This window comes from Cognatilysobacter terrigena (genome assembly GCF_004361065.1).
GTDB lineage: Bacteria > Pseudomonadota > Gammaproteobacteria > Xanthomonadales > Xanthomonadaceae > Cognatilysobacter > Cognatilysobacter terrigena.
Window position 1 is genome coordinate 64,016 of the sequence record NZ_SELT01000008.1, and the last position, 19,802, is coordinate 83,817.

Here is a 19,802-nt window from a genome sequence, read left to right on the forward strand (position 1 = left end):
CTCGGGTGGGCCGCTCCGCGGCCGCCATCGGATCCGATCCGTTCCGGCGTGCGCGATGGCCCGCGCGCCGGAACGCCCGCCCGCAGACGGGCGACTGCGCCGTTACTCGAACAGGCGCTTGTCCTTGGCGTATTCGCGGGCCTGGTTCTTGAGGATCAGGCCGCGCATGACCAGATCCTGCAGGTGCTGGTCGAGCGTCATCATGCCGACCGCCTGGCCCGTCTGGATCGACGAATACATCTGCGCGACCTTGTCCTCGCGGATCAGGTTACGGATGGCGGGCGTGCCCACCATGATTTCCCACGCTGCGGTACGGCCACCGCCGACCTTCTTCAGCAGCGCCTGCGAGATCACCGCGCGCAGCGACTCCGACAGCATCGAGCGCACCATCGGCTTCTCGCCGGCGGGGAACACGTCGATGATGCGGTCGACCGTCTTCGCGGCCGAGCTCGTATGCAGCGTGCCGAACACGAGGTGGCCGGTTTCCGCGGCGGTCAGCGCGAGGCGGATCGTTTCGAGGTCGCGCAACTCGCCGACGAGGATGTAGTCCGGGTCCTCACGCAGCGCCGAGCGCAGGGCTTCGTTGAAGCCGTGCGTGTCGCGATGCACTTCGCGCTGGTTGATCAGGCACTTCTGCGAGGTGTGCACGAACTCGATCGGATCTTCGACCGACAGGAGATGCGCGTACTCGTTCTTGTTGATGTAGTCGAGCATCGCGGCGAGCGTGGTCGACTTGCCGGAACCGGTGGGACCGGTTACCAGGATCAGGCCCTGCGGCTGCTGGATCAGCTCGCGGAAGATCGGCGGGCAGTTCAGGTCTTCGAGCGTCAGCACTTCCGACGGAATCGTTCGGAACACCGCCGCCGCGCCGCGGTTCTGGTTGAACGCGTTGACGCGGAAGCGCGCGAGGCCGGGGATCTCGAACGAGAAGTCGACCTCGAGGAACTCTTCGTAATCGCGCCGCTGCTTGTCCGACATGATGTCGTAGACAAGCGCGTGCACCTGCTTGTGCTCGAGCGCCGGAATGTTGATGCGACGGACGTCGCCGTCGACGCGGATCATCGGCGGCAGGCCCGCCGACAGGTGAAGGTCCGACGCCTTGTTCTTGACCGAAAAGGCCAGCAGCTCGGCGATATCCATGCTTGTCCCCGTGTAACGATCGAGCCCCGAATCCATGCGGTGTGGCCGCGCGGACCCCCTCAGGGGCAGTATAGGCCCCCGCTCCGCCCCGGCAACGGCCGGTTTCGAGGTCACCGACGTGCTCGCCGACGCCCTCCGCGAGGTCTCCGACAGCCTTTATAGCGCGGCCACCGCGGCCGGCCACCCCGCGCCCGTGCTGGTCGCCGTTTCGAAACTGCAACCTGCGGCTGCGATCACGGAACTCGCGTCGCTGGGGCAGCGCGATTTCGGCGAGAACTACGTGCAGGAGGCCCTGCGCAAGCGGCAGGAGCTCGATGCCGCCGGCCTCCCCGGCCCTGCGACCTGGCATCTGATCGGCCATCTGCAGAGCAATAAGGCGCGCGAGGCCGCGGATCTTTTCGACTGGGTCCAGACCGTCGACCGTCCTTCGATCGTCGACGCCCTCGCCCGCCACCGCGCCGCCGACCGCCCGCCGCTCAATGTGCTGCTGCAGGTCAACATCGACGACGAGACCAGCAAGCACGGCTGCAAGCCGGACGACGTGCCCGCGCTCGCCGCCGCCGTCGCGGCGCACCCCCGGCTCGCCCTGCGCGGCCTGATGATCATCCCGACGCCGCATCCGGACCTCGACGCCCGGCGCCCCGCGTTCCGCAAGGCCCGCCGCCTGTTCGACGATCTGCGCACGGCGCATGCCTCGGTGGATACGCTTTCGATGGGCATGAGCGACGACTTCGCCATCGCGATCGAAGAAGGCGCGACGATGGTGCGCGTCGGATCCGCGCTGTTCGGCGCACGTCCCGCCAAGGGCTGAACCATGACGCACAAACTCCATCGCATCGTCATTCTGTTCTGGAGCGCGGTCGCGTTCGGCGGCGTCGGCCTGCTGGTGCTCACCGCTTCGATCGCCACCGCATCGATCGGCTTCTCGCACTGCGGGCCGAGCGCGCTCGATGCGATGGACGCCGGCTGTCGCGCCGGCGTGCGCCTGCTGATGGTCGCGTTCGCGATGCTGTCGATCGCACTGGTGCTCGGCGCGGTCAGCCTGACGCTGCTCTGGCGCGAGCGCGCACACCGACGCCGCCTGCAACGCCTCGAAAGCTGATGCGCGCGCCGCCGCGCCGCTATCCTGCCGCCATCCACGCAAGGAGTCGCCGATGACGCACGACACGTCCACCCTCGCCTTCATCGGCGGCGGCAACATGGCGCGCAGCCTGATCGGCGGCCTCGTCGCGCAAGGCCGCGACCCGTTGACGATCCGCGTCGCCGAGCCGGTCGATGCGTTGCGCGATGCACTCGCGAAGGACTTCGGCCTTCGCGTCTTCACCCACGCGACGGACGCCGCGGATGGCGCGTCGACGTGGCTGCTCGCGGTGAAACCGCAGGTCATGCGCAGCGTGTGCGAGTCGCTGGTGCCCGTGGCCGTGTCGAACCCGCTGGTGATTTCGATCGCGGCGGGCATCACCGCGTCGCAGCTCGATCGCTGGCTCGGCGGCGGGCGCGCCGTCGTGCGGGCGATGCCGAATACGCCGTCGCTGATCGGCCAGGGCGTGACCGGCCTTTTCGCGACGCCCGCGGTTTCGGACGCGCAACGCGACACCGCCGCCGCGCTGCTCCGCACCGGCGGGCCGACCACCTGGATCGACGACGAAGCGCTGATGGACGCGGTGACCGCCGTCTCCGGCAGCGGCCCGGCCTACGTGTTCCTGCTCGCCGAGGCCATGCGCGCCGCGGCCGAGCGCCAGGGCCTGCCGACCGATACGGCCGACCTGCTCGTGCGTCAGACCATCGCCGGTGCCGCCGCGATGCTCATCCAGGCCGGCGAAGCACCGGACGTGCTGCGTGCGCGCGTCACGTCGCCGGGCGGCACCACGCAGGCCGCCGTCGAAACGCTGCAGGCCGGCGGTTTCGAAACGCTGCTCGACCGCGCGATCACCCGTGCAACCGAACGCGGCCGCGAGCTGTCCGCTGCCAACGACTGAGGAATCGCCATGCGCACTGTCGTTTTAGCTCTCGCCCTCGCACTGCTCGCCGGCTGCGGTCGCGACGCCCCACCGATCACTGCGTCGGCGGCAAGCAGCACGCAGCAAGCGCAGGCGCGCATCGGCGACGTCGTCGTGCACGCGAGTGTGGTGCAGACCTCGACGCTCGACGAAGCGGTCGCGCGCGAGTACGGGCTCGAGCGTTCCGACCGCACCGCGATGCTGCTGATCAGCGCTCGCAATGCGAATGGCGATGCACCGCCGTCGGCGGTCGACATCACGGCGACGGTCGCGCCGGTGAACGGCGTTCCGCAGCCGATCGCACTGCGAGAAGTGCATGTCGGCGATCTCGTCGACCACGTCGGCACCGTCGACATCGCGCCGCCGGAAACGCTGAAGTTCGACGTGACGCTGCGCTACGGCAGCGCGACCTCGAGCATGCAGTTCACGCGCGACTTCTTTCCGCGCTGACGTTCAGGCGCGCTTTGCCGCCCAGGCATGGACGATGCGTGCGATCTCGCGCACGCCGTCGGTCAACGCCGCGGGGCCCGGCTGCAGGATCAGCGGCGACTTGATCTCGTGCAGCTCGCCGTCGCGCACGGCGGGCACGTCTTGCCAACCGGCGCGTGCCATCACGCGTTCGGGCCGGAACTTCTTGCCGCACCACGAGCCGATGATGATGTCCGGCGCGGCGTCGATGATCTCGCGGTCGTCGGCGATGATGCGGTTCTTCGCCAGCGGCTCGATGGCGCGTGCGGGCAGCAGGTCGATGCCGCCGGCGATCTCGATGAGCTCGGCGACCCAGCGGATGCCGGTGATGATCGGCTCGTCCCACTCCTCGAAGTAGACCTTCGGCCGCACCGGGAGCGCGCGCCCGGCTTCACGGATCGTGTCGAGATCGCGAGCGAGCGTGTCCGCATACGCATTCGCGTGATCGGCGACGCCGACGAGCGCGCCGAGGCGACGGATGTAGTCGAGGATGCCGTCGACGCTGCGGTGGTTGCTGATCCACACCTCGACACCGCGACGGATCAGCTCCGATGCGATGTCGGCCTGGATGTCGGAAAACCCGACGACGAAGTCCGGCTCCAGCTTGAGGATCTCCTCGATCTTCGCGCTGGTGAACGCGCTGACCTTCGGCTTCTCCTTGCGCGCCTTCGCCGGCCGCACCGTGAAGCCGCTGATGCCGACGATGCGGTCGTCCTCGCCCAGCGCGTACAGCGTCTCGGTCGGTTCCTCGGTCAGGCAGACGATGCGCTGCGGGCCGGTCCGCGTCGTCACGGATAGAGCATCCGCTTGCTCCAGTCGCCGGCGGCGTCGCGCTCGTAGAACCAGCGCTCGTGCAGGCGGTACTGCGCGCCGTACCAGAACTCGATGCGTCGCGGCTTCACGCGGAAGCCGGTCCAGCGCGCGGGACGCGGTACGTCGCGGCCGGTGAATTCACGCTCGGCCTGCTGAAGCCGCAGCTCGAACGTCTCCACCGAATCCAACGTTTCGGACTGGTGCGACGCCCAGGCACCGAGCTGACTGCCGCGCGGGCGCGACGCGAAATACGCATCGGCTTCCTCATCGGTAACGGTCCCGACGTCGCCTTCGATGCGCACCTGCACGCCGTTGCGCAGGCGCGGCCAGTGGAACAGCAGCGCAGCCTGCGGATTGGCCTGCAGTTCCAGGCCTTTGCGACCGTCCATGTGCGTGTAGAACACGAAGCCGCGCGCGTCGTGCGCCTTCAGCAGCACCATGCGCAGCGACGGACGCGCATCGAGCGCGGCGGTGGCGACCGCCATCGCGGTGGGATCGGGCTCGCCGGCCTCGGCGGCCTGCACGAACAGGCGCTCGAAGGTGGCGAGGGCTTCGGCAAGGAGGGGGTGCGTGTCCATCGCGCTATTGTGGGGCGATGCAGCGCGTGCCGCACGTGCAGGGTCCGGATCCCGCATTCGTCGAGCGGGTGCTCGATATCGCGCTCGCCTCGGGACGCGTGTTCGCGATCGCCGGTGCGCAGGGCTGCGGCAAGTCGACGCTCGCGACGCGGATGGTCGAGGCGGCCCGGTCGCGCGGCGTGCGGGCGGTTTCCGTGTCGCTGGACGACGCCTATCTCGATCGGCCGCAACGCCTCGCGCTCGCACGCGCCGTGCATCCGTTGCTCGCGACGCGGGGCCCGCCAGGCACGCACGACGTCGGGCTGATGGTCGAGATGCTGGATGCGCTGGATGACGGCCGGCCCGTCGCGCTCCCGCGATTCGACAAGCTCACCGACCGACGCATACCCGCGCGCGACTGGCCGCGCGTCGACCGATGCGACCTCGCCATCGTCGAAGGCTGGTGCCTGAAGGTGCCGGCCGAGGACGACGCCGGGTTGCTGACGCCCCTCAACGCGATCGAACGCGACGAGGATGCGCATGGCGTCTGGCGGCGCTGCTGCAACGACGCGCTCCGCCTGGACTACCCGGCACTGTGGTCGCGACTGCCGCGCCTGCTCTATCTGCAGCCCCCATCATTCGACGTCGTGCCGCAGTGGCGTTGGCAGCAGGAATGCGAGGCCCTCGCCGCACGCCCGGGCACCACGGGGATGAGCCGGCTGGAGGTCGACCGTTTCGTGCAGTTGTTCGAGCGTGTGACACGCCGCGGAATGGCGACACTGCCTGCGATTGCGGACCACGTCGTCCGTCTCGACACGCAGCGTTTTCCGGATCCGGACGACGTGGCGCGCCTCACCCCTACACTCGGCGCATGACTCGTTCGCGCAACTGGGTGCTGGTCGGACCGACCGGCGCGGGGAAATCGACCGTGGGCGCGCTGTTCGCCGCGCGACGCGGCCTGCGTTTCATCGATCTGGACGCCACCATCGAAGCGCAGGCGGGCCGACGCGTCGCCGAAATCTTTGCTGAGGATGGCGAAGCGGCGTTCCGTGCACTGGAATCGCAAGCGTTGGCCAACGCGCTGTCGGACGACGGCGTAGTGATCGCAACGGGCGGCGGCATCGTGCTCGATGCGGAGAACCGCCGACGCATGCGCGAATCCGCGCTTGTCGCGCACCTGCATGCGGACGTCGCGACGCAACTCCATCGCCTGCGCGACGCGACGGATCGACCGCTGCTCGCGCGCGGTGATCGGGATGGGGTCCTGCACGCCATGGCTGCGCAGCGCACGCCGCTCTATGCGGGCGTGGCACACGTGCGGATCGATACGACGTCACGCGATGCCGCAGACGTCGCGGATGCATTGCACACCATCACATTCGATCCACCATCAATGCACGCTGCACCGCGACGTCTCGACGTCGACAGCCCGCGCGGTGCGTACCCCATCCATATCGGCGCGGGCCTGGTCGCCGATGGCACCGCGCTGGTCGATGCAGTGCGCGGCCGCCACGCGCTGATCGTCACCGACGCGCACGTCGCGCCGCTGTACTTGCCCGTGCTCGACGCAACGTTGCGCCGCCTGCGTCCGGATCTGCGCATCGGCACCCTCGTGCTGCCGCCCGGCGAATCGGAGAAGACGCTCGATCGCTGGCGCGAAGCCGTCGAGGCCCTCGCCTCGCTCGGCGCGACGCGCGACGCGACCCTCATCGCGCTCGGCGGCGGCGTGATCGGCGACCTTGCCGGTTTCGCCGCGGCCTGCTGGATGCGCGGCATCGACGTGGTGCAGGTCCCGACGACGCTGCTCGCGATGGTCGACTCGTCGGTCGGCGGCAAAACGGCGGTCGACCTGCCCGCCGGCAAGAACCTCGTCGGCGCGTTCCATCCGCCGTCGGCGGTGATCGCGGATACGTCGACGCTGGCGACGCTGCCGCCGCGCGAACTGCGCGCGGGCCTGGCGGAGGTCGTGAAGTACGGCGCGATCTTCGATGCGCGGTTTCTCGACTGGATCGAGCCCAACGCCGCCGCGTTGCTCGCGGGCGAGCCGGGCGTCACCGCCGAGGCGGTCGAGCGCTCGTGCGCCTACAAGGCGGCGGTCGTCGCGCGCGATCCGTTCGAACGCGGCGATCGCGCGCTGCTCAACTTCGGCCACACGTTCGGCCACGCCATCGAGACCGAACAGGGGTACGCCGGCGCGACCGGCGGGCTGGTGCACGGCGAGGCGGTGGCCGTCGGCATGATGCTCGCGGCGCGGCTGTCGGCGGCAGTGGGTCGTGCGTCCGTGGCGGATGCGGATCGACTCGAACGCCTGCTCGGCTCGCTCGAGCTGCCCACGCGCATACCGTCGGGTCTCGATCCGGGCGCCCTGCTCGACCGAATGCGCCTCGACAAGAAGGCCGACGCGTCCGGCCTGCGCTTCATCCTGTGGGACGGCATCGGCCAGGGCCGCATCGTGCGCGACGTGCCGGAATCGCTCGTGGTCGAGGTTCTCGCCGCGCGCTGAGCGGGCCGGCTTGGCGTCCCGGACGCCCCCTTGGAAGCGCGTCCCGTCGCGCGCAGCGGCGCGGTCGACGGGATCGCGGCCGAATATCTACGCGGCGCGGCTACAATTCCGCCGATGCGATTGCTCCTGCAACAACGCCCGGAAGGCCGCGAGGCGCCGCGCTTCGTCCAGCTCATGCTCCAGCCCGATCTCCTCGGCGGGTGGACGCTCGTGCGCGAAACCGGCCAGATCGGCGGCAAGAGCACGGTGCGTCGCGAGCAGTTCCTCGACCAGCAGGCCGCGGTCGCCGCGCTCGAAAGCGCGCGCGACGCGCAGATCAAGCGCGGCTTCCAGCTGATGTTTGCCGAAGGCGCCGCCCCGCGCTGAACCCCCGGGGCTCGCCCCACCCGCCTTCCACGACGCGACGTTCGAGACGACGCCCATGTCCTACGCCCCCCTCCAGAACGATCGCTTCCTGCGTGCGCTGCGCCGCGAGCCCGTCGACCGCACCCCGGTCTGGCTGATGCGCCAGGCCGGCCGCTACCTGCCGGAATACCGCGCCACCCGCGCACGCGCCGGCAGCTTCCTCGCCATGGCGAAGAACCCGGAGCTCGCGTGCGAGGTGACGATCCAGCCGCTCGAGCGTTTCCCGCTCGACGCCGCGATCCTGTTCTCCGACATCCTCACCGTGCCGGACGCGATGGGCCTCGGCCTCTACTTCGTCGAGGGCGAAGGCCCGAAGTTCGAGCGCCCGGTGCGTACGGCGGCGGATATCGAGAAGCTCGCAGTGCCCGACGTCGGCACCGAGCTGCGTTACGTCACCGATGCGGTTTCGCTGATCCGTCGCGAACTGAAGGGCCGTGTCCCGCTGATCGGCTTCTCCGGCAGCCCGTGGACGCTCGCCTGCTACATGGTCGAAGGCGGCGGCAGCAAGGACTTCGCGCGCGTGAAGTCGCTCGCGCTGAACGACCCGAAGGCGATGCACCGCCTGCTCGACGTCACCACCGACGCCGTCATCGCCTATCTCGACGCGCAGCGAATCGCCGGCGCGCAGGCCATGCAGGTGTTCGACACCTGGGGCGGCGTGCTGTCGCCGGCGATGTACCGCGAGTTCTCGCTGCGTTACCTCAAGCGCATCGCCGCCGAGCTGCCGCGCGGCGAAGGCGACGAATCCGCACCGCTGATCCTGTTCGGCAAGGGCAACGGCGCGTACGTCGAGGATCTCGCCGCGACGGGCGCGGAAGGCGTGGGCGTCGACTGGACGATCGATCTCGGCGATGCCGCGCGTCGCACCGGCGGACGCGTCGCCCTGCAGGGCAACCTCGACCCGGTCACGCTGTATGCGTCACCCGACGCGATCCGGGCCGAAGTGGGCCGCGCGCTGGATGCGTACCGCGACGGCAACGGCGGCTCGCGCGACGGCCACGTCTTCAACCTCGGCCACGGCATGTCGCCCGACATGAATCCCGAGCACGTCGCGGTGCTCGTGGACGCGGTGCATACGCTCAGCGCGCGCTAAGCGTCAACGCGCGTACGTAGGGCCAGAACATCAGGCCGCAGGCGGCGACGAACATCAGCATGGAACCGACCTGCGCGCGACGCCACGCGCGCAGGAACGCCTGCGGCACACCGGCGTCGCGCATGCGGCGGTAGCCGCGCTGGGCCGTCAGCACCGAGCCGAGGACCAGCAGCACTGGCGTCGCGGCAACGATCGGCGCGCGATGCTCCGGACGCGCCATCTGCATGAGCGCGAACAGCGCGGCACCCAGCAGTAGGACCGGCAACGTCGCCACCAGTGGGCTCTGCCCCGCACGTTCGATATGCACCAGCGTGTCGCCGTCTAGCCCGCGCCGCGCACGCGCGATCACGGAGGCAGCGAGCAACATGCTGCCGATGAGCAGGCAGAGGCCGATCAGTTGTGTGGTCGTCATGCCGGTAATCCTGCGGTCGCGCGTGACAGCGTGGCGGCGAGCATCGCGCCGCTGACGGGTTTGCGGACGAAATCGTCGAAGCCCGCTTCGCGCGCACGCGGTTCCGATTCGGCATCCGCGCGCGCCGTGACGGCGACCAGCGGTGCGCTGAAGCCGTGCGCACGCAGCTGGCGCGCGAGCGCGAAGCCGTCGAGCCCCGGAAGATCCAGATCGAGCAGGCCGATGTCGAATTCCGCGACGCCCGCTTCCGCGAGTGCGGCCAGCCCATGCGGAACGTGCTGAACGCGGTGACCTTGCGCGCGCAATAGCCCGCACATGACTTCGGCGACGGTGGGATCGTCTTCGACCAGCAGGATGGACAGCGGGCGCTGCGACGGACGCGCGACATCGTCGTGCATCGGCGTTTCGGGGAGCGCGGTCTCCGGCAACGGCAGGTCGACATGGAACGTCGAGCCTTCGCCCGGGACGCTCTCCAGCCCGATGCGCCCGCCCATGGCTTCCGCGAGTTCCATGCTGATCGCGAGACCGAGGCCGCTGCCGCCGTAACGTGCGGCGGTGCGCGCGCCGTCGGCCTGTTCGAAGCGACGGAACAGCTTGGCGCGCTGCTCCGCTGAAAGCCCCGGTCCCGTGTCGATGACGCTGAAGCGGATGCCGCCGTCGCGACGCTCGGCTCGCAGCGTCACGCCACCGCGCTCCGTGAACTTTTCGGCGTTGCCCAGCAGGTTGAGCAGGATCTGCCGCACGCGATTGCAGTCGCCGCTCACGCCGCGGGGGACGTCGGCCGCGATGTCGAGCACGAACGTGCGATCGCGACGCCGCACCAGCGGGCCGACCAGTGATGCCACGTCGTGCAGTAGACCGTGCAGATCGAACGGTGCATCCGTGAGTTCGAGGCGTCCGGATTCGATGCGCGCAAGATCGAGCGCGTCGTTGAGCAGGCGCAGCAGGTGCTCGCCGGCGCCGCGAATCGCGCCCACGTAGCCGCGCTGCCTGGTGTCCAGCGGCGTGTCGAGTAGAAGTTCGGTCATGCCGAGCACGCCCGTCATCGGCGTGCGGACCTCGTGACCGAACGTCGCGAGGAAGCGCGTCTTCGCGGTCGACGCTTCTTCCGCCAGCAAGCGCTCGTGCTCCACGCGCTCCAGCGCATGGCGACGGCGCAACCGCGCGCGATAATTCAGCGCGAGCGACAGCGCGACGAATACCGCGATCAGCGCGAACGCGCCGCGCGCCCACCACGTCTGCCACCACGGCGGGCGCACGGTGAAGCCGATCTCGCGCGGTGCGGACCAGACCTGGTCGGCCGTGCGCGCGATGATCTTCAACCGGTAGTCGCCGGGGGGAAGTTGCGAGAACACGCGCTCACCATCCGCGCCGACGTCGACCCAGCCGCGATCGAACCCGACGAGCCGGAAGCGGTAGGCATTCGCGCTGGCGTTGTTGAACGCCATCAGGCGTGCACGCACGCGCAGGTCACGGTCGTCGTGCGCGACGACGATGCGCGTCGCCGGGTCGAGTGCGATGCGCGTGCCGCCATGGTTGACGTCCACCGCTTCGAGTTGCAGCCGCGGTGCGCGCGTTTCCGGTCGCACGACAGCGGGATCGAACACGACCAGGCCTTCCGGCGACCCGAGCAGGATGCGACCGTCGCTCGGGCGCGCGACCGGCGCACCCGCGAACTCCTGGCTCGGCAGCCCGTCGTGTACGCCATACACGCGCGTGCGGCGCGACACCGGATCGACGCGCACGAGCCCGCGCACGGTCGTTGCCCAGATGCGCCCGGCGGTGTCGACCGCGAGCCCGCTCGGCGCCACGCGCGGGAAACCGACGTCGAGGCCCAGATGGTCGACGCGCACCGGTCGTGTGCCCTCGACGCGGTAATGCTCGACGCCGCCGAATCGCGCGAGCCACGGGTCGCCGCTCGCATCGAATGCGACGCCCTGCACCGCGCCGTCCCCGACGCCGACGACGCGCGTGGCCTTCGCGCCCCGCACGTCGATCGCGTACAGGCCCGTCGACGCCGCGACCCAGATCGCGCCACGCGGTCCACGCACCACACCATTGACGACGCTGCCCTGCGGCAGACCGCGACCGTCGCCCGGTGCGAGTGTCATGCGGACGCGGCCCTCGGGCTCGCGCGCCTGTACGCCGCCCTCGCCCGCGCTCCACACGAGTCCGTCGTCGCCCTGCAGCAGCGACGGCGACTCGCCGGGGAGCGCGCCGTCGTGCATCGCCGCGACCCAGCGCTGGATGCGATGCGTGGCGGGATCGAAGCGTGCGATCCCGTCGAAATACGTCACCCAGACGCGGCCATCGCGGTCCTCGAGCACGCCGTTGAGGATCACGCCCTGTGCGACGTCGTTGAACACGTGGTCGACGGTGCCGGTCTCGCTGTCGAAACGATCGAGCACGCCACCGCTGCCGACGAGCCACATCGATCCGTCACGCGACGGGGCGATGCCGCGCACCTGTGCGTTCGCCAGCGATGCCGGATCGTCGAGTCGCCGCGCCAGCACGGAGAACTGACGCCATCGCGGCGGCAGGTACCACAGGCCATTCGTGTTGCTCGCGAACCACAGGCCGCCTTCGTGGTCTTCGCGCGCATCGACCCACGCCGGGCGCACCAGCCCCTGCGACGCCGCGCTATACAGCGACACGGGTGCGACATTGCCTTCGCCCTCGACACCGAGGCCTTGCGGAATGTCGAACCAGTGCGTGCCCGCGCGGTCGCGCAGCAGCATCTGCAACAGCTGGCCGCCGCTCGACGACCACGTCGGTGCGCTCACCCGACCTTTCGCATCGCGCGCGACCAGTCCACGCGGCGTGCCGATCCACAGCACGCCGTTCGTATCGGACGACAGACCGTTGACCACCGGGAACGGCAATGCATTCGCGTCGTCCCGTGCGAAGTCGCGACCGGTCCAACGCGCGATGCCGTTGCCCGTGGCGATCCACAGCGCGCCGTCGTTGTCGACCAGCAGCTTGCGAACATCCGGCGCCGGCAGACTGCGTGCGTCGCCCGGGACCGGCATGAAGCGTTCGACCTGTCCGCCGTGCAACCGGTTGAGGCCGGCATCCGCTGTCCCGAACCAGATGCTGCCGTCGAGCGTCGACGCGATCGACCAGATCTCGACGCCGCCGACGTTCGGTGTCGAACGGTCATACCAGGTGAAGTGCTCGCGCGCGGCGTCGAGCATGGCGAGCCCGGCCGTGCGCGTGCCGATCCAGACGCGATCCTGCGCATCGACGTGCACCGCCCAGACGAAGTTGTCGCGCAGGCCCTGTTCGACACGCCAGACGCGGAAGCCGACGCCGTCGAAACGCGCGAGTCCGTCGCTGGTCGCGATCCAGAGGTAGCCGGCGCGATCCTGCGCGATGCCGTTGATGCGGTTCGACGGCAGGCCGTCGGCGACCGTGTACTGCCGCGGCCGCGGCGTTTCCGGCAGGCCGGCGCGCACGACGCCCGACATCGTCGCCAACGCGACGAACACACCCACCACGACCATCCAACCGCTGCGCATCCTGCACCTCCCCGCTGTCCCCGCGCGAAGGGTCCTCCATCGGGTGGCGGCCGGCAACCGGCGTGGAACATCCCGTTGCGCCGGCCTCGACGGCGGCTCACGGGCGGCGTGCCTAGAATCGATCGCCCCTTCGAGGACCGCCATGCTCCGTCGCCTGCTGCCCGTGCTGCTGCTCGCCCCGACGGTCGTGTCCGCCGAGACGCTCGCCATCGATCCGGTGCACACGCGGGTGATGGTCGCGGCCTCGCACGCAGGCTTCTCTCAGGCGATGGGCGTGGCGTCCGGATCGCATGGCCAGGTCGATTACGACGACGGCTGGGCGAACGCGAAGGTCGACGTCACCGTGCGGATGCAGAAGCTGGATTTCGGCGACGCGGGCTGGAATCGCGCCGTGCTCAAACTGCTCGACGCCGACCGCTTCACGGAAGCGCACTTCGTCTCCGAGCGCGTGACGCCGCGCGATGCGAACCATGCCGAGATCTGCGGAACGCTCACGCTGCACGGCGTGTCGAAGCCGCTGTGCATGGACGCGACGCTCAACGCGCTCAAGCGCCATCCGATGCCGCCGTTCCGCCGCACCGCCGGCTTCTCCGCCACCGCGAAACTCGATCGCTTCGACTACGGCATCACCGAGTGGCCGACGGTGATCGGTCGCGAGGTCGAACTGCGCATCGAGATCGAAGCCAGCCGCGGCATCGGTGCGCCGAAAGCCGACACGCCCTCCGAACCCGAACCCGTCGAGACGCCCACGCCATGAGTCGAACGCCGTCGCTGCTGCCCGAACGCTGGGGTCCCGTCAGCCAGCTGTTCCACTGGACCTGCGCGGCGCTGATCATCGCGCTCGGCACGATCGGTCTTTACATGACGGAGCTGACCAGCCCGGTCGCGAAGATCCGCTTCTACGCGCTGCACAAATCGCTGGGCCTGACGTTGCTCGCGCTCGTGCTGCTGCGCCTGCTGTGGCGCTGGACGCACAAGGTGCCCGGCCCGGTGCCGGGCATGTCGCGGCATCTGAAGCTGGCGGCGGACGGCATGCACGGCTTTCTCTACGCGATGATGATCGCGATGCCACTCACCGGCTGGCTCATCAATTCGACGGCGGGTTATCCGCTGCAGTGGTTCAAGCTCGTCAACCTGCCTGCCATCGCGGCGAATAACGAGCACCTCAACGGCATCGCCAAGAACCTGCACGAGTTCGGCTTCTGGCTGCTCGCGCTGCTCGTCGTCGGCCACGTCGGCGCCGCGATCTACCACCATGTCTTCCTCGACGACGGCACGCTGCATCGCATGCTGCCGTGGCGTCGTCGCCTGCCCCCGCCGGAGTCCACGCCGTGATCCGCCTCGCCCCGCTCGTCCTCGCGCTCGCCGCGCTGCCCGCTTTCGCCGCCGACTACGTGCAGGCGCCGGGCTCGACGCTCACCTTCGCCACGAAGTACCAGGGCGAAGTGTTCACCGGTCGCTTTCCGCAGTTCGCCACGAAGCTCACGTTCGATCCGGCGTCGCTCGCGACGTCGAAGCTCGACGTCACCATTCCGCTCGCCGGCGCCGCGACCGGCGACAAGGATCGCGACGAGAACCTGCGCGGCAGCGACTTCTTCAACATCGCGAAAGTCCCGCAGGCGCGTTACGTCGCCAGCAAGTTCCGCGCGCTCGGCGGTAATCGCTATGCGGCGGATGGCCAGCTCACGCTGCACGGCGTGTCGAAGCCGGTCACGCTCACGTTCACCTGGACGCCCGGCGCTGCACCGGTGCTCGCAGGCCAGGCGACGGTGAAACGCCTCGACTTCGGCGTCGGCGTCGGCGATTGGGCGGATACCAGCATCATTCCGAACGAAGTCGCGGTGAGCACGAAGGTCGTGTTCGCGCCCGCGAAGGCCGGCGCGGCAAAATAGCGCTTCCCTCGCCCAGCACGGATGCTGACCATGGCTCTCATCGATCGCGGCCCGCACCGTCGCCTGCGGCAGGCGCGCCTGCTGCTCCGCATCGTTCTGCTTGCAGGAATCGTGCTGCTGATGGTGCTCGCCGCGCGTGCTCGGTCTCAGCCGGCGGCGAGTGCGCGGACGCGCGCGCTGTCGAACGGCCAGTCGAGTTCGGCGCCGGCCGCGGCGTCGCGCAGCACGGGCACGCGCGCGCCATAGGCCGCCTCCAGCGCGTCGTCGTCGTCGATGAAGACGCTTTCGAAGTCCGGCAGGCGCGCGGCGGCGAGTACCTCGAGCGCGAGGTCGCAGAGATGGCAGTCGTCGCGCTGGAAAAGGATGAACCGGCTCATTCGGATGCGCTGCAGTACGGAAAAGCGAGGGGACGTACGGCCGTAGAATAGCGGTCTCCCCACGAATTCCCGGCTGGAGCCGCAGTGGCCGTCAGCACCTTCGACCTGTTCAAGATCGGCATCGGACCGAGCTCCTCGCACACCGTGGGCCCGATGCGCGCGGCCGCGCGCTTCGTCGAGCGCTGGCTGGTGGAGAACGGCGAGCTCGCGCGAACCGCGCGCGTCCGCGCCGAAGTGTTCGGCTCGCTCGCCCTCACCGGCCGCGGCCATGGCACCGACAAGGCCGTGCTGATGGGCCTGGAAGGCCATTGGCCGAACCAGATCGACCCCGACATCATTCCGCCGGCGCTGGAACGCATCCGCGCGACCAAGCGCATCCGCCTGCACGGCGAGCACGAGATCGGCTTCGACGAGAAGCACGACCTCATCATGAACAAGCGACAGAAGCTGCCGTTCCACACCAACGGCATGCGCTTCACCGCCTACGACGCGAACGGCGACGTGATCGCGACGCGCGATTACTACTCGGTCGGCGGTGGCTTCGTCGTCAACCAGGACGAAGCCGCGGAGGACCGCATCGTCGCCGACGAGACCGAGCTGCCGTATCCCTTCTCCACCGGCGACGAACTGCTCGCGCAGTGCGAACGCACCGGCATGTCGATCGCGCAGCTGATGTTCGCCAACGAACAAGTGTGGCGATCGCCGACCGAGATCGAAGCGGGCCTCGACGAAATCTGGAACGCGATGCAGAGGTGCGTGACGCGCGGCATCCGCGAGGGCGGCACGCTGCCGGGCGGTCTGCATGTCGCGCGTCGTGCGCCGGCACTGCACGCGGAGCTGTCGGGCAAGCCCGAAGCCGCGATGCGCGATCCGCTGACGACGCTCGACTGGGTGAACCTCTACGCGCTCGCGGTGAACGAAGAGAACGCGGCGGGCGGTCGCGTGGTGACGGCACCCACGAACGGCGCGGCCGGCATCATCCCGTCCGTGCTGCACTACTACGACCGCTTCATCTCCGGCGCGAACATCGCCGGTGTGCGCACGTTCCTGCTGACGGCCGCGGCCGTCGGCATCCTCTACAAGGAGAACGCGTCGATCTCGGGCGCGGAAGTCGGCTGCCAGGGCGAAGTCGGCGTCGCATGTTCGATGGCGGCCGCCGGACTCACCGCCGCGCTCGGCGCGACGCCGGGCCAGATCGAGAACGCCGCCGAGATCGGCATGGAGCACAACCTCGGCCTGACCTGCGACCCGATCGGCGGCCTGGTGCAGATTCCGTGCATCGAGCGCAACGCCATGGGCGCGGTCAAGGCGATCAACGCAAGCCGCATGGCCATGCGCGGCGACGGCAAGCACAAGGTCTCGCTCGACAAGGTCATCAAGACCATGCGCGACACCGGCCGCGACATGCAGGACAAGTACAAGGAAACCAGCCGCGGCGGCCTTGCGGTGAACGTGATCGAGTGCTGAAAGCGCGACGTGGATCGCCCTCAGGCTCGGGCGATCCGGGCCGTTAAGACAGGCAATGGCATGTCCGTCCGTGGGGAAGCGGCCGTACCGATGCGCGTATTCGCCCTCCTTGTCCTGCTGATCGGCCTCGCGCTGGCGCCGGCCGCGCGCGCGCTCGAGCCGGGCAAGGCATTCCACCATTACGTCCGCGACGACTGGTCGATCCAGCAGGGCCTGCCGCAGATCAGCGTGCTGGCGCTGACGCAGGATCGCGCCGGCTACCTGTGGGTGGGCACGCAATCGGGCCTCGCGCGCTTCGACGGCATCGAGTTCCACACCTACACGCCCGACAACACGCCGGGGCTGCCGGGTCCGTGGATCCGCGCGCTCTATACGGGCCGCGACGGCCGCGTCTGGGTCGGCACGTACAAGGGCCTGTCCGTATACGACGGCCGCACGTTCACCGCGGTGCCCGGCCCGTCCGGCGCATCGTCGCTCGACATCACGGGCATTGCCGCCGATGCACAGGACGGCATCTGGGTGACGTCCGCGACCGGCGTGTTCCGCGTCGCGCGCGACCACCTCGAACCCATCGCCGGCGCCCCGCAACCCGCGCAGGCGCCGCTGATCCGCGACGACGGCCTGTGGATCGGCGGACGCGGCGCGGTCTGGCATCGCCTGCCGACAGGCCGCTGGGAACGCCTCCCACTGCCCGATGGCGCGATCGACGCACAGGTCAATCGCCTGCTGTCCGCCCAGGGCGCGCTCTGGGCCGCGACGTCGCAGGGCCTGTATCGCCGCGTCGCCGACGGCTGGGTGGCGTACGACGAGGACGCGACGCTCGCGCACGTCCCGGTCGACATGGTGTTCGAGGACCGCGACGCGAACCTGTGGGTCGGCGGCGACTTCGGGCTGGCGCGTCTGCGCGACGGCCATGTCGCCGAGATGCTGCCGGTACACGGCCCGGGCGGCGTGCCGGGCCTGCGCTCGGCCTACGAGGATCGCGAGGGCAACCTCTGGCTCGGTAGCCAGTGGGAAGGCCTGGTGCGCGTCTGGAGTTCCTGGACGCGCCGCTACAGCAACGCCGAAGGCCTGAGCGATCGCATCGTCTGGTCGGTGGCGAAGGATCCGGACGGCCGCGGCTTGTGGGTCGGCGGCAACGACGGCGTTAGCCTGCTCGCGAACGGGCACTTCCGCCACGTCGTCGCACCGTCCGACCTTCCGCATCCGCACGCCTACAACCTGCTCGCCGAATCCGGCCGCCTCTGGATCGGCACGCGCGGCGGTTTGCGTGTGCTCGACCGCGGCGATGCGAAACCGAGGGCGCTGCCTGCACTCGCGCTGATCGGCGGCGCGCAGATCAACGCGATCGTCCGCGCGCACGACAATGCGTTGTGGGTCGGCACGCCCGAAGGCCTGTTCCGCTGGAAGGACGACAGGCTTCGCCGCTTCGATGCACACGACGGCCTCGCCGACGCGCGCGTGCGATTCGTGCTCGACGGCGCCGACGGCATCCTCGTCGGCACTCAGGACGGCCTTTTCCTGCAGCGCGGCGATCGCTTCGTGCAGGACCGTGATCCCGGTCTACCGGCGACGCTCGACGTCACCGCGATGCGTCGCCTCGGCGACGGTCGACTCGTCATCGGCACGCTTACCGAGACGAGCTACGTCAAGGACGGTCATCGCTGGTACGCACTCGGCGCGGCGAATGGCATGCCGGCGAACGCACCGTTCTTCTTCGCCGAGGATGACGGCTATCTGTGGAGCGCCGGTCTGCGCGGCATCTCGCGCGTGTCGCTTTCGGATCTCACCGACTACACCTCCGGCCGCGCGAAACGCGTCAGCGGCGAGATGCTGCTGAACGAACGCGGCGACCGCCAGGCCGGCCAGCAGGGCTACTGCTGCAACGGCGCAGGCACCTCGAAAGGCGTGCTCGACGGCAACACGCTGTGGCTGCCGACGCGCGACGGCGTGGTCGCGATGGACACACACGGCATCCGGAAGAACGCGGTGCCCCCGGGTGTCGTCGTCGAGCGCGTGCAGATCGGCGGCAACTGGCAGGACGCCTGGCGTTTGCAGAATCACCCCTTCCCCGAAGGCGCGCGCGACGCCACCTTCGAATTCACGGCGACGTCGTTCGTCGATCCCAAGAGCGTGCAGTTGCGCTACCGGCTGCGCGGCTACGACGCCGATTGGGTCGATGCCGACACCGGGATCCGTCGTGCGCGTTACACCAACCTTCCACCGGGCCATTACGTCTTCGAAGTGACCGCCAGCAACAACGCGGGCGTGTGGGCGAGGTCGCCCGCGACGCTGTCGTTCTCGGTGCCGTCGCGCTTCGTCGAAACCGGCTGGTTCATCGCACTGTGTGTCGCCGGCCTCGCGCTGCTCGTATTCGTCGGCTATCGCATACAGCGCTACCGTTACCAGCGCCGCCAGGCAGCGCTCGAAGCGATCGTGCTCCAGCGCACCGAAGCGCTCGCGCAGGCCAATCGCCAGCTCGAGGAAGCGAGCCACACCGATCCGCTCACCGGGCTGCGCAACCGTCGCTACATCGGCACGCAGTTGCCGGCCGACCTGTCGTTCTACGACCGCCAGCTCACCGGCGGCCCGGTCAACGACAAGGCGATGCTGTTCGCACTGGTCGACATCGACCACTTCAAGCAGGTCAACGACCGCTACGGCCACCGCGCGGGCGATCTCGTGCTGCAGCAGTTCGCGCAGGTTCTGTCGAGCCTGGTGCGCACCGGCGACTACGTCGCGCGCTGGGGCGGCGAGGAATTCCTGCTCGTCTTCCGACCGATGCCCGAGCGCAACGTGTCGACCATCGGCGAGCGCATCCAGCAGGCCGTCGCGTCGCATCCGTTCGACCTCGGCAACGGCATGGTGCTGCCGGTGACGTGTTCGGTCGGCCTGTCGCAGTACCCGATCGTGCGCGACGACGGCGCGCGGTTCGGCTGGGAAGCGATGATCGAACTCGCCGACCAGGCGCTCTACTACGTCAAGACCAACGGTCGTAACGGCTGGGCGTCGTTCCGACCGACGCCTTTGACCGACCTGCGCGAGCTGATCGAAAACATGCACGCCAACTTGTCGGCGATGCTCGCGCGCGATGCGTTGCGAATCATCGGACGGATCGCGGGTCGGCCCGTCGGCGCAACAGTCGACTGAGGCGCGG

The 19,802-nt window shown here is 69.4% G+C and carries 19 protein-coding genes and 1 pseudogene; 14 read left to right on the top strand and 6 right to left on the bottom strand.

The features are described from left to right. Positions 1 to 102: 102 nt before the first annotated feature. Positions 103 to 1,140 carry a type IV pilus twitching motility protein PilT gene (locus tag EVS83_RS06895; RefSeq protein WP_133500304.1) on the bottom strand — a complete coding sequence of 346 codons (1,038 nt, stop codon included), beginning with the start codon at positions 1,138 to 1,140 and terminating at the stop codon, positions 103 to 105. Positions 1,141 to 1,258: 118 nt separating this feature from the next. Here EVS83_RS06895 and EVS83_RS06900 point away from each other — a divergent pair, with 118 nt between their 5' ends. The 4 genes from EVS83_RS06900 to EVS83_RS06915 are packed head-to-tail and all read left to right on the top strand — an operon-like array spanning position 1,259 to position 3,590. Continuing rightward, complete coding sequence (locus tag EVS83_RS06900) at positions 1,259 to 1,951, top strand: YggS family pyridoxal phosphate-dependent enzyme (RefSeq protein WP_246022804.1); 693 nt, start codon at positions 1,259 to 1,261, stop codon at positions 1,949 to 1,951. Between the two features lie 3 nt (positions 1,952 to 1,954). Next, complete coding sequence (locus EVS83_RS06905; RefSeq protein ID WP_133500306.1) at positions 1,955 to 2,242, top strand: hypothetical protein; 288 nt, start codon at positions 1,955 to 1,957, stop codon at positions 2,240 to 2,242. Positions 2,243 to 2,294: 52 nt separating this feature from the next. After that, positions 2,295 to 3,119 carry a pyrroline-5-carboxylate reductase gene (proC, locus tag EVS83_RS06910; RefSeq protein ID WP_133500307.1) on the top strand — a complete coding sequence of 275 codons (825 nt, stop codon included), beginning with the start codon at positions 2,295 to 2,297 and terminating at the stop codon, positions 3,117 to 3,119. Positions 3,120 to 3,128: 9 nt separating this feature from the next. After that, a complete protein-coding gene (locus tag EVS83_RS06915; protein WP_133500308.1) occupies positions 3,129 to 3,590 on the top strand; it encodes a DUF4426 domain-containing protein in 462 nt (153 codons plus the stop codon). Between the two features lie 3 nt (positions 3,591 to 3,593). On the opposite strand, the gene EVS83_RS06920 is transcribed toward EVS83_RS06915, so the two are convergent. Then, positions 3,594 to 4,400, bottom strand: coding sequence for an ABC transporter substrate-binding protein (locus EVS83_RS06920; protein WP_208108705.1), 807 nt, complete (start codon positions 4,398 to 4,400; stop codon positions 3,594 to 3,596). Next, positions 4,397 to 4,999 carry a pyridoxamine 5'-phosphate oxidase gene (gene pdxH / locus EVS83_RS06925; protein ID WP_133500310.1) on the bottom strand — a complete coding sequence of 201 codons (603 nt, stop codon included), beginning with the start codon at positions 4,997 to 4,999 and terminating at the stop codon, positions 4,397 to 4,399. Before pdxH ends, EVS83_RS06920 begins: the two co-directional genes overlap by 4 nt. Before the next feature lie 17 nt (positions 5,000 to 5,016). Between pdxH and EVS83_RS06930 the strand changes: the two genes are divergently transcribed. The 5 genes and pseudogenes from EVS83_RS06930 (at position 5,017) to hemE (ending at position 8,979) form a co-directional block, all read left to right on the top strand. Continuing rightward, positions 5,017 to 5,853 carry a kinase gene (locus EVS83_RS06930; RefSeq protein WP_133500311.1) on the top strand — a complete coding sequence of 279 codons (837 nt, stop codon included), beginning with the start codon at positions 5,017 to 5,019 and terminating at the stop codon, positions 5,851 to 5,853. Next, positions 5,850 to 6,329 (top strand): annotated as a pseudogene (locus EVS83_RS16040) (shikimate kinase); the annotation flags it as partial. The gene EVS83_RS06930 and the pseudogene EVS83_RS16040, both read left to right, overlap by 4 nt. A gap of 42 nt (positions 6,330 to 6,371) precedes the next feature. Further along, on the top strand, positions 6,372 to 7,481 hold the full coding sequence (gene aroB, locus EVS83_RS06935) for a 3-dehydroquinate synthase (RefSeq protein WP_246022809.1): 1,110 nt from the start codon (positions 6,372 to 6,374) through the stop codon (positions 7,479 to 7,481). A gap of 114 nt (positions 7,482 to 7,595) precedes the next feature. After that, positions 7,596 to 7,847, top strand: a complete 252-nt coding sequence (locus tag EVS83_RS06940) for a WGR domain-containing protein (protein ID WP_133500313.1) — start codon at positions 7,596 to 7,598, stop codon at positions 7,845 to 7,847. A 55-nt stretch (positions 7,848 to 7,902) separates the two neighbouring features. Further along, entirely contained in the window at positions 7,903 to 8,979 is a 1,077-nt protein-coding gene (gene hemE / locus EVS83_RS06945) for a uroporphyrinogen decarboxylase (protein WP_133500314.1), read from the top strand. On the opposite strand, the gene EVS83_RS06950 is transcribed toward hemE, so the two are convergent. Next, complete coding sequence (locus EVS83_RS06950) at positions 8,966 to 9,391, bottom strand: TRAP transporter large permease subunit (protein ID WP_133500315.1); 426 nt, start codon at positions 9,389 to 9,391, stop codon at positions 8,966 to 8,968. The two genes, hemE and EVS83_RS06950, sit on opposite strands and share 14 nt — an antisense overlap. Further along, positions 9,388 to 12,909: a hybrid sensor histidine kinase/response regulator gene (locus EVS83_RS06955; protein WP_133500316.1), complete on the bottom strand. Its 3,522-nt coding sequence runs from the start codon at positions 12,907 to 12,909 to the stop codon at positions 9,388 to 9,390. The genes EVS83_RS06950 and EVS83_RS06955 overlap by 4 nt, the downstream gene beginning before the upstream one ends. A 142-nt stretch (positions 12,910 to 13,051) precedes the next feature. On the opposite strand from EVS83_RS06955, the gene EVS83_RS06960 reads away from it, so the two are divergent. From EVS83_RS06960 to EVS83_RS06970, 3 genes are read left to right on the top strand one after another with little or no spacing between them, the layout of a single operon-like run. Then, the gene (locus EVS83_RS06960) at positions 13,052 to 13,666 is read left to right on the top strand and encodes a YceI family protein (protein WP_133500317.1); all 615 of its coding nucleotides are present in this window, start codon (positions 13,052 to 13,054) and stop codon (positions 13,664 to 13,666) included. Then, a complete protein-coding gene (locus EVS83_RS06965; protein WP_133500318.1) occupies positions 13,663 to 14,244 on the top strand; it encodes a cytochrome b in 582 nt (193 codons plus the stop codon). The genes EVS83_RS06960 and EVS83_RS06965 overlap by 4 nt, the downstream gene beginning before the upstream one ends. Further along, the gene (locus EVS83_RS06970) at positions 14,241 to 14,801 is read left to right on the top strand and encodes a YceI family protein (protein WP_133500319.1); all 561 of its coding nucleotides are present in this window, start codon (positions 14,241 to 14,243) and stop codon (positions 14,799 to 14,801) included. Before EVS83_RS06965 ends, EVS83_RS06970 begins: the two co-directional genes overlap by 4 nt. A 146-nt stretch (positions 14,802 to 14,947) precedes the next feature. Here the strand turns inward: EVS83_RS06970 and EVS83_RS06975 are convergent, their stop codons facing one another. Then, complete coding sequence (locus EVS83_RS06975; protein ID WP_133500320.1) at positions 14,948 to 15,178, bottom strand: glutaredoxin family protein; 231 nt, start codon at positions 15,176 to 15,178, stop codon at positions 14,948 to 14,950. 84 nt (positions 15,179 to 15,262) lie between these two features. Between EVS83_RS06975 and EVS83_RS06980 the strand changes: the two genes are divergently transcribed. Both EVS83_RS06980 and EVS83_RS06985 read left to right on the top strand, forming a co-directional pair. After that, positions 15,263 to 16,645, top strand: a complete 1,383-nt coding sequence (locus EVS83_RS06980) for an L-serine ammonia-lyase (RefSeq protein WP_133500321.1) — start codon at positions 15,263 to 15,265, stop codon at positions 16,643 to 16,645. 60 nt (positions 16,646 to 16,705) lie between these two features. Continuing rightward, the gene (locus EVS83_RS06985) at positions 16,706 to 19,795 is read left to right on the top strand and encodes a ligand-binding sensor domain-containing diguanylate cyclase (RefSeq protein WP_133500322.1); all 3,090 of its coding nucleotides are present in this window, start codon (positions 16,706 to 16,708) and stop codon (positions 19,793 to 19,795) included. The last annotated feature ends 7 nt before the right edge of the window (positions 19,796 to 19,802 follow it).

Coding starts and splice junctions, on each gene's coding strand:
- pdxH (WP_133500310.1), bottom strand. CDS start 4,999: ATGGACACGCACCCCCTCCTTGCCGAAGCCCTCGCCACCTTCGAGCGC.
- hemE (WP_133500314.1), top strand. CDS start 7,903: ATGTCCTACGCCCCCCTCCAGAACGATCGCTTCCTGCGTGCGCTGCGC.
- EVS83_RS06895 (WP_133500304.1), bottom strand. CDS start 1,140: ATGGATATCGCCGAGCTGCTGGCCTTTTCGGTCAAGAACAAGGCGTCG.
- EVS83_RS06930 (WP_133500311.1), top strand. CDS start 5,017: ATGCAGCGCGTGCCGCACGTGCAGGGTCCGGATCCCGCATTCGTCGAG.
- EVS83_RS06965 (WP_133500318.1), top strand. CDS start 13,663: ATGAGTCGAACGCCGTCGCTGCTGCCCGAACGCTGGGGTCCCGTCAGC.
- EVS83_RS06940 (WP_133500313.1), top strand. CDS start 7,596: ATGCGATTGCTCCTGCAACAACGCCCGGAAGGCCGCGAGGCGCCGCGC.
- proC (WP_133500307.1), top strand. CDS start 2,295: ATGACGCACGACACGTCCACCCTCGCCTTCATCGGCGGCGGCAACATG.
- EVS83_RS06960 (WP_133500317.1), top strand. CDS start 13,052: ATGCTCCGTCGCCTGCTGCCCGTGCTGCTGCTCGCCCCGACGGTCGTG.
- EVS83_RS06955 (WP_133500316.1), bottom strand. CDS start 12,909: ATGCGCAGCGGTTGGATGGTCGTGGTGGGTGTGTTCGTCGCGTTGGCG.
- EVS83_RS06905 (WP_133500306.1), top strand. CDS start 1,955: ATGACGCACAAACTCCATCGCATCGTCATTCTGTTCTGGAGCGCGGTC.
- EVS83_RS06975 (WP_133500320.1), bottom strand. CDS start 15,178: ATGAGCCGGTTCATCCTTTTCCAGCGCGACGACTGCCATCTCTGCGAC.
- EVS83_RS06915 (WP_133500308.1), top strand. CDS start 3,129: ATGCGCACTGTCGTTTTAGCTCTCGCCCTCGCACTGCTCGCCGGCTGC.
- aroB (WP_246022809.1), top strand. CDS start 6,372: ATGCACGCTGCACCGCGACGTCTCGACGTCGACAGCCCGCGCGGTGCG.
- EVS83_RS06950 (WP_133500315.1), bottom strand. CDS start 9,391: ATGACGACCACACAACTGATCGGCCTCTGCCTGCTCATCGGCAGCATG.
- EVS83_RS06985 (WP_133500322.1), top strand. CDS start 16,706: ATGTCCGTCCGTGGGGAAGCGGCCGTACCGATGCGCGTATTCGCCCTC.